Genomic DNA, 10,924 nt, shown 5'->3' with positions numbered 1-10,924 from the left:
GCCTGGCTGAAGCCGTGCCCGGCGGCAAAGAAGACACTGTGAAATCGACCGAAGGAAGATTGAACAGATGTCGCCCTTGTGCTGGAAGTGAAAGCGACTGCCAGCAGTGGAAATCAACTAAGCACTAACTTTGAGTTTATAATAACTATAAAAACAATCAATCCTATGAATACCTAACATTCACAACTTGTTTGACTAAAATTGTTGGTTTTTAGATTGATTATAGTTAGTTAAGTCCCTGCTTCCTTTTAACTTACTTCACCAATACTTTCAACTCATCTACTTTATCTGTTTTTTCCCAAGGGAATTCTAAATCTGTTCTACCAAAATGTCCGTATGCAGCAGTGTCTTTATAAATTGGTCTTTGTAGGTCTAGCATACGAATAATCCCTGCAGGACGTAAATCAAATAATTCGCGAACTTTTTCAACCAAAGCCTCTTCACTAACTACTCCTGTACCGAACGTATTAATAGCAATGGAAACGGGTTCAGCCACACCAATAGCGTAGGCCAATTGCACTTCACATGACTTCGCAAGTCCGGCTGCTACAATGTTTTTAGCTACATAGCGAGCTGCGTATGCTGCAGAACGATCTACTTTTGTAGCATCTTTTCCACTGAACGCTCCACCACCATGACGTGCATAACCACCGTACGTATCAACAATGATTTTTCTACCAGTAAGACCAGCATCTCCCTGTGGTCCACCAATTACAAAACGGCCAGTTGGATTTATAAAGTATTTAGTCTGATCATCTAACAAATTTTCAGGAACGATATTCTTAATGACATGCTCCATTAAATCTTTTTCAATTTGTTCTAAAGTAATATCCTGGTGATGCTGAGTAGAAATTACGATTGTATCAACTCGTTGCGGAATATCATTTTCATCATATTCAATGGTTACTTGTGTTTTTCCATCCGGGCGTAAATATGGAAGTATTTCATTTTTACGCACATCTGCTAATCGTTTTGAAAGTTTATGTGCTAAGGAAATTGGTAATGGCATTAATTCCTCTGTTTCATCACATGCAAAACCAAACATTAATCCTTGGTCACCAGCACCAATAGCAGAAATCTCTTTATCGGTCATTTTTCCTTGTCTAGCTTCTAGCGCTGTATCAACACCACTAGCTATGTCAGGTGATTGTTCATCAATTGCAGTTAATACGGCACATGTTTCAGCATCAAAACCATATTTTGCACGGGTATAACCAATATCTTTAATGGTCTGTCTAACAATTGCAGGAATATCAACATACGTACTAGTAGATATTTCTCCAGCAACTAATACAAGACCAGTTGTAACTGTAGTTTCACATGCAACACGTGCATCAGGATCTTTCTTTAAAATTTCATCTAGAATTGCATCAGAGATTTGATCACAAATTTTGTCTGGATGCCCTTCTGTTACTGATTCAGAAGTAAATAAACGACGATTTTTAGCCATATGGCTAAATCCTCCCTTTAAATTTTGGTACGGAACTCTGTTTCTATCAGTATTATATCCTAAGAACAAAAGCTTTAAGCTTAATTGAGAATTTAGTATCAGAATTTAGGAACAAACTGCTATTATTTTATGATACAAAATAAAAAAGCCCTTCCTACAATCATGAGGAAAGGAATGTGGCCTTTCGCTCTTATTGTTCAAGGAAATATCCTTGCATCAGGTTAGCACCTTTTCACCTTATGTGATGGTTGCTGGGTTTCATAGGGTCCGTCCCTCCACCGACTCTGAATAAGAGAGTATCCGCTCAACGTTTAGATTATCGAAAAGGATTAGTTATGTCAAATGATTACGTGATATTGTCACAAGTTATCCATTTATACCTTTAGAATATTAAATCCTCATTTAAATTGTTCCTCTTTCCATTTAAAAGACTTACTTTTAATCACCATCTTTCAACCAAACTAATAACATATAATTTATAACTACTTTTTCTAAAGCAATTCGATTAATAATCTAGTTAATTAGTATCTTTTTACCACTTAAATTTCATCTGAAATTAGTTCTTGTACATTCTAATACATATACGTTAAACTAGCATATATGAAAACGCTTTAATCAGTGTGTAGACAGCTCTTATTTTCGGTCTAGAGGAGCGAGGATTTTATTTATGAAGGTTAGGTGATGCTTATTGATTACATATTTGTCACGCTTTTGACATAGGTCTAATAAAATAAATTTATAATTAGTATGGACTAATTAAAATAATGTGTTATACTAATAAACAAATAGGACATGTAACTTTTATTCATAATTTAAAGGTGAAACGATCCCAAAATTTCTGCTAAAGGTAGGTATGATATCGCTATGGAAACGATAGAACAGTCTTCATTATTGAAAGATTTATTATCACATCATCAAGTACAGAATAACCTATCTGTACCTCAATTGGTTGAAAAAATTTTATCTCGAAAAGAAGGTATCTTAACATCAACTGGTGCCGTTACAGCGACTACGGGAAAATATACTGGCCGTTCTCCTAATGATAAATTTATTGTTCGTGATGAAACATGTGAAGAATCGATCGATTGGGGTTCAGTTAATCAACCAATTGATGAAGCTACTTTTGATAGATTGTACAAAAAAGTAGTAACTTATTTATTAGACAAAGAAGAGTTATTTGTATTTAACGGCTTTGCTGGTGCAGATAAAAAGCAAGAACTTCCATTACAAGTAATTAACGAATTTGCTTGGCATAATTTATTTGCAAAACAATTATTTATCCGACCAACAGAAGATGAGCTTGCCAATCATCAGCCAGGATTTACCGTAATTTCAGCACCAACTTTCAAAGCTGATCCTGTATTGGATGGTACAAATTCTGAAGCATTTGTAATGATTTCATTCAAACAGCGAGTAGTCCTCATAGGTGGAACAGAATATGCTGGTGAAATTAAAAAATCTATCTTTTCAGTGATGAATTACTTACTACCTAAAAATAATGTTCTTTCTATGCATTGTTCTGCAAACGTTGGGAATGAAGGGGATGTCGCTCTCTTCTTCGGTCTTTCCGGCACAGGTAAAACAACGCTTTCTGCCGATCCATATCGTCGCTTAATTGGTGATGATGAACATGGATGGGGTTCTAATGGGGTTTTCAACATTGAGGGTGGATGTTATGCAAAATGTGTTAATCTCTCTCATGAGAAAGAACCACAAATCTTTGATGCAATTCGCTTTGGTTCTGTTTTAGAAAACGTTGTGTTAGATGATCAAACTAGATTACCAGATTACGATGATACGTCATTAACGGAAAACACACGTGCTGCTTATCCGTTAGAGAATATTGATAATATTGTTTCTCCAAGTGTTGCGGGGCATCCTAACACTATCATTTTCTTAACAGCTGATGCTTCCGGTACCCTGCCACCAATTAGTAAATTGACTAAAGAACAAGCTATGTATCACTTCTTAAGTGGATACACAAGTAAATTAGCAGGTACAGAAAGAGGAGTAACTAAACCCGAGGCTACGTTTTCTGCTTGCTTTGGTTCTCCATTCTTACCTTTAACACCTGCAACTTATGCGAAGATGCTTGGTGAAAAAATCGACCAATACGATTCCAATGTATTTTTGGTCAACACTGGTTGGACTGGTGGTCATTATGGTGAAGGCCAACGTATGAAGCTTTCTTATACTCGTGCGATGGTGCACGCAGCTTTAGAAGGAGAGCTTAACAACATTGAAACGAAAACTGATGAAATATTTGGTTTAGCTATTCCTTCCCATGTTCCTGGTGTTCCTGATGAGGTTTTAACACCGAAACAAACATGGAGTGATAAAGAAGCATATGATCGCGAAGCAAAAGCTTTAGCAGTTAAATTCCATGAGAACTTCAATAAGTTTTCAGAAGTAAATGAAGACATTCTTCAGGCTGGTCCATTGTATCGACCATAATTAATGTTGTTACCTCATCCCAAGAGGGTTTTAAATATCTGAAAGTACATTGTAAGTATTAAGTCTACCTATGTTGGTTAATACCAACAGAACGACCTCTACATTTAGAGGTCGTTTTTTTATTCATTAAAAATCTTCATTCTCCTACTCCATACTTCAAATAATTTCTTTTTCAGAAACTAGGCATTCACACATTTTTTACCCTGGCATAATATGTTTTCGTATAGAGATACATTAAAATTGGCTTTGTTTCGCTATATACTGTCAAATCTTTTAAGGAAAGGAATGAATTTCATGAGAAAAGCTTCGTTTTTAGTTTTGTTCTCGTCACTACTTATCGTACTTCTTGCAGCATGTAGTTCAGATTCCGATGAAACAACTTCTATAAACATAGGTGAGGTAACCCGTTCAGTATTTTATACACCACAATATGTTGCTTTAGAAAAGGGATTTTTTGAAGATGAGGGCTTAGATGTTGAACTGCAAACAACCTGGGGTGGTGACACCACTATGACAGCTCTATTATCGGACGGGATTGATGTTGCCTTAGTTGGAGCTGAAACGTCAATCTACGTTTACGCCCAAGATTCAAACGACTATGCAGTAAATTTTGCCCAATTAACACAAACAGATGGAACGTTTCTAGTATCTAAGGAAAACGTAGAGAACTTTGAATGGGAGGATTTAAAAGATAGTAACTTCCTTGGTCAACGTAAAGGTGGAATGCCACAGATGGTTGGGGAATTTGTGTTAAAACAACACGGAATTGACCCACATAATGATTTAAATTTATCCCAAAATATTGACTTTGCAAATATACCGAGTGCTTTTGCAACAGGTGATTATGAGTACGTTCAACTTTTTGAACCAACAGCTAGTGTTTTTGAAAAAGAAGGAAATGGTCATGTAATTGCATCATTCGGTGAAGAATCTGGTCATGTGCCATACACCGTATTTATGGCAAAACAAAGCTATTTTGAAGATAATCCAGAAAATGTCAAAGCATTTACTAGAGCTATTTATCAAGCTCAACAATGGGTGGAGGATGCAGACCCAGAAGAAATTGCTGAAGTTGTTCAACCATACTTTGACGATGTAGAGTTAGATATTTTAACTTCTTCCATCGAGCGTTATAAAAATCAAGGATCATTTGCAACAGACCCAATTCTAGATGAAGAAGAATGGAACAACTTAAAAAATATTATGGATGAAGCAGGAGAATTACCTGAAGACGTACCATATGAAGACGTTGTTAACACCGACATTGCCGAAGAAATTATGAATGAATAAGGAGGAAATGCATTGTCTTTTCTAACCTTAGAACATGTGTCACATCAGTATTTTTCAACAAAGGGATACACTAAAGCATTGGATAATATATCATTTTCCGTCAATGAAGGTGAATTCATCTCACTCTTAGGTCCAAGTGGTTGTGGAAAATCAACGATCCTATCCATAATAGCAGGGATTATGCAACACACTTCAGGCAATGTAAAACTTGATAATCAACCAATTGAAAACTCTGAACTAGCAATCGGTTATATGCTTCAGCAAGATTATCTCTTTCCATGGAAAACCATTATTGACAATATCTTATTAGGACCAAAAATTCAAAAAAATGAATCCACTGAAATGCACGATAAAGCTCTTTTATTATTAGATGAAGTAGGTATTCCTCATGTTGCTAATAATTATCCTAGTTCTTTATCTGGTGGTATGCGACAACGGGTGGCCCTTGTGCGAACATTAATTACAGATCCTAAAGTATTGCTGCTCGATGAACCTTTTTCAGCACTTGATTATCAAACTAAATTAAAGCTTGAAAACTTGGTCTTTGAACTCCTACATGCTTACAATAAAACAGCCGTTTTAGTTACTCATGATATTGGAGAGGCCATTTCAATGAGTGATCGTATTGTCGTAATGGACTCAAACCCCGGCTCCATAAAAAAGATATTCGATGTGCCTATTGAATTAAGAAATGAATTACCTTTCCATGTTAGACGTCACCCAAAATACCAAATCATTTTTGATAAGGTATGGGAGGAGTTAAACGAAGATGAAACATCTCCAGTATAAAATAAAAAAGGGGTTGGATAGCATATGACAGAAAAATCCGATCAACGCCTCTTTGATAACTATATTAACAATCTCAAAAGAGAGAAAAAAATAGTCTTTACTTGGCAAATAATTATCCTAATTGGTTTCTTTGCATTTTGGGAGATATTTAGTAGATTACGTTGGATTGACCCATTAATTTTCAGTTCACCTACTCGGGTATACGACTCATTAGTGACCAGGTTTTCTGATGGTTCTATGTTAATTCATTTACAAGTAACCTTGTTTGAGACAGTACTTGGTTTTATTATTGGAACAGCACTTGGTATTTTAATTGCGATTGCCCTTTGGTCTTCGGCTCGCTTTTCAAAAATTATGGATCCCTATCTAGTAATATTGAACGCGATGCCTAAAGTGGCTCTGGGACCTATTATTATCGTAGCACTTGGTCCTGGATACTTCTCCATTATTGCAATGGGTGCCATTATTTCTGTGATTATCACGACACTCGTAGTCTACTCAGGATTTAAAGAAGTAGACCCGAACTATGAAAAAGTTTTACGTAGTTTTGGTGCAACTAGGTGGCAATGTTTTAAAGAAGCCGTTTTTCCAGCAACGCTACCAGTGATGATTTCAACTTTGAAAGTGAATGTAGGTCTATCGTGGGTTGGGGTAATTGTTGGAGAATTTTTAGTATCTAAAGAAGGTTTGGGGTATTTAATAGTTTATGGATTCCAGGTATTTGATTTTACGTTAGTTATGTCAAGTCTGATATTGATTGCGGTATTTGCAGCTATTATGTACAAAGTCGTGGAAAAAGTAGAAACATGGTTGATCAAACATACGGGGTAATTAGATAAGAGCTCGATGTTATAGTTTTGTTGAATTAGGCTTCGGCATGGCAAAAATATTAAGATGGATATATTAAGAAGGTTGTCTGGTTTCCATTCTAATCAACTTTTTATTTGTAGAGATAAAATTAGTTAGTCAACCAGCGAAAGAAATACACGTAGACTCCTGTGGGAACAAAGGCATCGGTGAGACCCCGGAGAGCAACGAGCATATCTTCTGCCGAGTAAGCTACGAGTTGCGAGGAGCAATACTTCTCTGAACAACTAACGCGACGAGCATGTGGCTCGAGGAGGCTCACCAGCCGCCCACGGAAAGCGAAGTGTATTTCTGTAGCGACGGAGTTTATTGAAACATTTTTTGTCGAACTTTAACTCTCTACACTTTCTACCCTCTTTAGCCTCATTCTTATTTGTTTAGTAATTTCTTCATGGAATGAGTTAAGACGTCATCTTTCATGATAAAACTATATGCATGATGCTCTTTTACATTCCCTGGTATTTCTTCTAATAATACTGGTCCTTCTGTTTCAAAATAATGCTGTTGATACTCAATCTCTTGTATCTTTGCAAAATATACATTTTTAATAACCTCATCACTTTTTCCAGCAACATGGTATTGTCCAACATATCGAATTGAATCCACAATTCCACCTGTTTCTTCTTTCACTTCTCTAATTGCTGCATCTTCTGCTGTTTCCCCTACTTCTACTTTTCCACCCGGAAATTCCAATCCTCTTTCTTTATGCTTCGTTAATAACCATTGATTTTTGTATTGACAGATAACCCAGACATGCTTGGGTTGTTGTGAAAATGGATGATCATTAAATGAGAACTTTACTTCGTTATGATAATAATCTTTAAATTTATACATGTTGTCCAGCTACCTTTAATTTGGATATGTGATATTTGTTATTTTCCAACCTTTATTTGTATACGTGAATGTTAATTCAATCGTATAATCACCAAAGAACTCCGATTCATTAAATTGATTAATCTTGACTTGACCATCTTCTATTTGTTTCATGTCGTAGTCTTTATCTTTAACAAACCATGCCGGAGTTTCAGTTGGGACAATATATAGATTACCATTTTTTTCTTTGAAATAAAAATCAACGAACGGTTTTGCTACTTCTTTAGAAGCAATCTTTTCAAATTCTTCTAGTAACTCGTCCTTTGAATCATAATGGACAACTTGATAATCTTCATATAAATCTTGAACAATCAAATTCATAAATTGGGTTGTTAATTCAACAATAGTGTCATGTGAAGGAGTAGTTTCTAGTTGTGTGTCTACAGTGGATGTGTTATGTATAATCTCTTTATCTACTATTGACGGAAGTTTTTTCTCCTCAGCGTTTACAGAAGGGTGTTTTTCATTGCTTAGGACAGAGCTATCTAGTGAAGTAAATAAAATAATAACAATTCCTAGAACACTTGTACAAATTAAACCTGCAATCAAACGACGCATAAATAGCCCCCTCATTATTTCTTCTTTAGTATAACTATTCCCACTTTCTACATCACTCTAAACATAGAAGAAGTTCATAATTATTCGTTATACCCAAAGTTCGGAAATAGCCCTTTCTAAAAAAATGGAATAAGATTCTTGCATCTTATTCCTAGATGGTATTACATATGATTGTCTCCTAATATGACAATACTTTCAATGAATTCTTTTGTCGAATTATCACCTAAATCATGAATCATTTGAAAGGCTTCTGTTAATCCTTGATCATAATCATCGTTTGATGCATCTTTATGGTATGGCATTATCGGGACATGTGCTCTGAAAAAAGTTCTTGTAAGTGCGCTATCCATATGATTCATTATATTCCTTAAATCTGCAACTTCTTCATCTGTAGCGTGAATAATGTAGGAATCATTATTATCATATTTAATTTGTGAAATTTCCAATGAGGCAAGGTTAACATAGTATTTTTTCTTTTCCATAAAAAAACACCTCCAAACTTAGTTTGGCACTAAGTCTAAGAAGCATGTATAAAAACTGTAAGATCAATAAAAAAGAATGCCTCTTCTCAAGACATTCTTGGAAATTTAAATTAAACTCGATTAGCGAAAATGCAACGTCCTCTTCCATGTGGAATACACATAGGTGTTCCAAACATTGGATCGTACATAACATCACATTTCATTTGGAAAACTTCTTGGACTAACTTACAAGTGATAATTTCTTCAGGCTTGCCTTGTGCAAATACCTTTTTGTCTTTTATAGAAACAATGTGGTGTGCATATCGACAAGCTAAATTTATATCATGCAATACCATAACAATAGTACGGCCTTCTTTTTCATTTAGTTCAAATAATAAATCTAACACTTCGATTTGATGCGTTAAATCTAAATAAGTTGTTGGTTCATCTAAGAGTATTAAGTCAGTATCTTGAGCGAGTGTCATCGCTATCCATGCTCTTTGCCTTTGGCCACCAGAAAGAGAATCGACTGATCTATCCTGTAAGTCAGAAATGTTTGTAACCTCTAAAGCATGATTAACAGCTTCTTCGTCCTCTTTTGACCACTGCTTTAGGAAACCACGATAAGGATGTCTACCCTGCTTTACTAGTTCTTTAACCGTCAATCCTTCAGGAGTTGTTGGACTCTGTGGTAGAATTGCAAGCTTTTGGGCAACTTCCTTCGTTGGCATTTTTGCAATTTCTTCACCATTCAAGATAACTTCCCCAGACTTAGGTTTCATCAATCTTGCTAAGGAACGCAGTAGTGTTGACTTACCACAGCCATTCCCTCCAATTAAAACAGTTATTTCACCTTTTGGTATGGTTATATTCAATTCATCAATAATAATGGATTCCCCGTAGCCTAGAGTTAAATCCTTCGCCGTTAATGTTTGCATTGGAAATCTCTCCCCCTACATCGTACTTCAAAAAACACATATTTACATATACATATGTTAATCTCCACACGAAATAACTATCTCTAGTTTATTTCCTTTTTATCATTTGGTCAATGATAATCGTTTTCATTAGGGAAGGTTTTTTTACTCAACAATAACAGATAGAATGTCATCAATCGTTTTCTTTGAAGCAATTATTCCCTTATTAGTCCAATTACTTGGGTCATTTAAAATATAAATGTTGTCATTTTTAAATGCAGGGGTGCTTTTCCACACAGAACTATTTTCTAATGTTTCTAATCCTTGTTCCCCTTCCAACGCCAATAAGAAAACATGATCCGCATCGAGTTCGGATAGCTTTTCAATGGAAATTGGATTCCACTGTACATCTGCTTCACCTAAATTTTTTACTAATTCAGGAACGTTCATACCTAATTCGGAATAAAAGACTTCTGCACTATGTCGATTTTCTTCAAAGATATAGAACTGATCTCCTGCAACCCATATTGCAGCTACAGTTTCGTCTCCAAGAGCTTCTAAAATTTGTTTTTTAGCATCTGCTACTTTCTCATCATAATCAGATAAAACTTTTTCTGCTTCATCTTCCTTACCCAACAATTTCCCAAAGACTTCTATCTGTTTTTTCCAATTTGCTGTGGTCTCTGCTGTCATTACATAAGTGTCAGCTATTTTGTTATAATCATCATATGTTCCTTCATAGCTATCCAAGCCATTCTCTAAGATAATTAAATCAGGCTCATGACTTAGTACCTGTTCCATTGGCATATTCCATTCAATCTTTGGTACATCACTTAAATCTTTTTCCAGATAATCTTGTACCATTTGACCAATAGCCCATTTTGCAACTGGAGTAACTCCTAAAGCTAATAATGCATCTTCATGATATGGTGCCAACACTCTTTCAGAAGTAGTTGGAATAGTGACTTTCCCCATTTCTGATTCGAGAGTAACTTCTTCTGGGCTAGTATTATTATCACCATTATTTTGTGTATCATTATTTTCAGGAGTGTCTTCATTACCACATGCAGAAATAAAAAGTACTATTACAGTTAACATGGTTAATAATACAGAATTTCTTACTATTTTACTCATATGTATTCCTCCTATATGTTATAATTATTTAACATATACGGTAATGATAATCATTTTCAATTAGAAAGTCAATTTCTTTTTAGTATACATGAACTTATTAAAACTCATTAGCATTTATATCACATTTTATT

The 10,924-nt window shown here is 35.3% G+C and carries 10 protein-coding genes and 1 riboswitch; of the genes, 4 read left to right on the top strand and 6 right to left on the bottom strand.

Features of this window, described 5'->3' with window-relative positions; all coding sequences use genetic code 11:
- Positions 1 to 253: 253 nt before the first annotated feature.
- The gene (gene metK / locus BUB12_RS12920) at positions 254 to 1,450 is read right to left on the bottom strand and encodes a methionine adenosyltransferase (RefSeq protein ID WP_072891340.1); all 1,197 of its coding nucleotides are present in this window, start codon (positions 1,448 to 1,450) and stop codon (positions 254 to 256) included.
- 187 nt (positions 1,451 to 1,637) lie between these two features.
- Positions 1,638 to 1,745: riboswitch (SAM riboswitch) on the bottom strand.
- Positions 1,746 to 2,314: 569 nt separating this feature from the next.
- On the opposite strand from metK, the gene pckA reads away from it, so the two are divergent.
- From pckA to BUB12_RS12900, 4 genes are all read left to right on the top strand, one after another.
- Positions 2,315 to 3,904: a phosphoenolpyruvate carboxykinase (ATP) gene (gene pckA, locus BUB12_RS12915; RefSeq protein WP_072891339.1), complete on the top strand. Its 1,590-nt coding sequence runs from the start codon at positions 2,315 to 2,317 to the stop codon at positions 3,902 to 3,904.
- Between the two features lie 294 nt (positions 3,905 to 4,198).
- Positions 4,199 to 5,194 (top strand): ABC transporter substrate-binding protein, encoded by a 996-nt coding sequence (locus BUB12_RS12910; protein WP_072891338.1) that lies wholly within the window; start codon positions 4,199 to 4,201, stop codon positions 5,192 to 5,194.
- Positions 5,195 to 5,206: 12 nt separating this feature from the next.
- Positions 5,207 to 5,983 (top strand): ABC transporter ATP-binding protein, encoded by a 777-nt coding sequence (locus BUB12_RS12905; protein ID WP_072891337.1) that lies wholly within the window; start codon positions 5,207 to 5,209, stop codon positions 5,981 to 5,983.
- A gap of 24 nt (positions 5,984 to 6,007) precedes the next feature.
- Positions 6,008 to 6,814, top strand: a complete 807-nt coding sequence (locus BUB12_RS12900) for an ABC transporter permease (protein WP_072891336.1) — start codon at positions 6,008 to 6,010, stop codon at positions 6,812 to 6,814.
- Positions 6,815 to 7,219: 405 nt separating this feature from the next.
- On the opposite strand, the gene ytkD is transcribed toward BUB12_RS12900, so the two are convergent.
- The 5 genes from ytkD to BUB12_RS12875 all read right to left on the bottom strand — a co-directional run bounded on the left by ytkD (position 7,220) and on the right by BUB12_RS12875 (position 10,793).
- Complete coding sequence (gene ytkD / locus BUB12_RS12895) at positions 7,220 to 7,684, bottom strand: RNA deprotection pyrophosphohydrolase (RefSeq protein WP_072891335.1); 465 nt, start codon at positions 7,682 to 7,684, stop codon at positions 7,220 to 7,222.
- A gap of 15 nt (positions 7,685 to 7,699) precedes the next feature.
- On the bottom strand, positions 7,700 to 8,281 hold the full coding sequence (locus BUB12_RS12890; RefSeq protein WP_072891334.1) for a hypothetical protein: 582 nt from the start codon (positions 8,279 to 8,281) through the stop codon (positions 7,700 to 7,702).
- A 161-nt stretch (positions 8,282 to 8,442) separates the two neighbouring features.
- Positions 8,443 to 8,763 carry a hydrolase gene (locus BUB12_RS12885; protein ID WP_072891333.1) on the bottom strand — a complete coding sequence of 107 codons (321 nt, stop codon included), beginning with the start codon at positions 8,761 to 8,763 and terminating at the stop codon, positions 8,443 to 8,445.
- Positions 8,764 to 8,873: 110 nt separating this feature from the next.
- Positions 8,874 to 9,680, bottom strand: coding sequence for an ABC transporter ATP-binding protein (locus BUB12_RS12880; RefSeq protein ID WP_072891332.1), 807 nt, complete (start codon positions 9,678 to 9,680; stop codon positions 8,874 to 8,876).
- A gap of 144 nt (positions 9,681 to 9,824) precedes the next feature.
- Positions 9,825 to 10,793 (bottom strand): iron-hydroxamate ABC transporter substrate-binding protein, encoded by a 969-nt coding sequence (locus BUB12_RS12875; protein ID WP_072891331.1) that lies wholly within the window; start codon positions 10,791 to 10,793, stop codon positions 9,825 to 9,827.
- Positions 10,794 to 10,924 lie beyond the last annotated feature (131 nt).

Origin of the sequence: Ornithinibacillus halophilus (genome assembly GCF_900129485.1) — a bacterium.
Classification (GTDB): domain Bacteria; phylum Bacillota; class Bacilli; order Bacillales; family Amphibacillaceae; genus Ornithinibacillus; species Ornithinibacillus halophilus.
Note: the sequence above shows the minus strand (reverse complement) of the source record. Positions and strands in the feature narration are given on the sequence as shown.

What these genes read in the sequence shown, in the direction of transcription:
- BUB12_RS12875 (WP_072891331.1), bottom strand. Translation starts at nt 10,793, where the DNA reads ATGAGTAAAATAGTAAGAAATTCTGTATTATTAACCATGTTAACTGTA.
- BUB12_RS12885 (WP_072891333.1), bottom strand. Translation starts at nt 8,763, where the DNA reads ATGGAAAAGAAAAAATACTATGTTAACCTTGCCTCATTGGAAATTTCA.
- BUB12_RS12890 (WP_072891334.1), bottom strand. Translation starts at nt 8,281, where the DNA reads ATGCGTCGTTTGATTGCAGGTTTAATTTGTACAAGTGTTCTAGGAATT.
- BUB12_RS12910 (WP_072891338.1), top strand. Translation starts at nt 4,199, where the DNA reads ATGAGAAAAGCTTCGTTTTTAGTTTTGTTCTCGTCACTACTTATCGTA.
- ytkD (WP_072891335.1), bottom strand. Translation starts at nt 7,684, where the DNA reads ATGTATAAATTTAAAGATTATTATCATAACGAAGTAAAGTTCTCATTT.
- metK (WP_072891340.1), bottom strand. Translation starts at nt 1,450, where the DNA reads ATGGCTAAAAATCGTCGTTTATTTACTTCTGAATCAGTAACAGAAGGG.
- BUB12_RS12900 (WP_072891336.1), top strand. Translation starts at nt 6,008, where the DNA reads ATGACAGAAAAATCCGATCAACGCCTCTTTGATAACTATATTAACAAT.
- pckA (WP_072891339.1), top strand. Translation starts at nt 2,315, where the DNA reads ATGGAAACGATAGAACAGTCTTCATTATTGAAAGATTTATTATCACAT.
- BUB12_RS12880 (WP_072891332.1), bottom strand. Translation starts at nt 9,680, where the DNA reads ATGCAAACATTAACGGCGAAGGATTTAACTCTAGGCTACGGGGAATCC.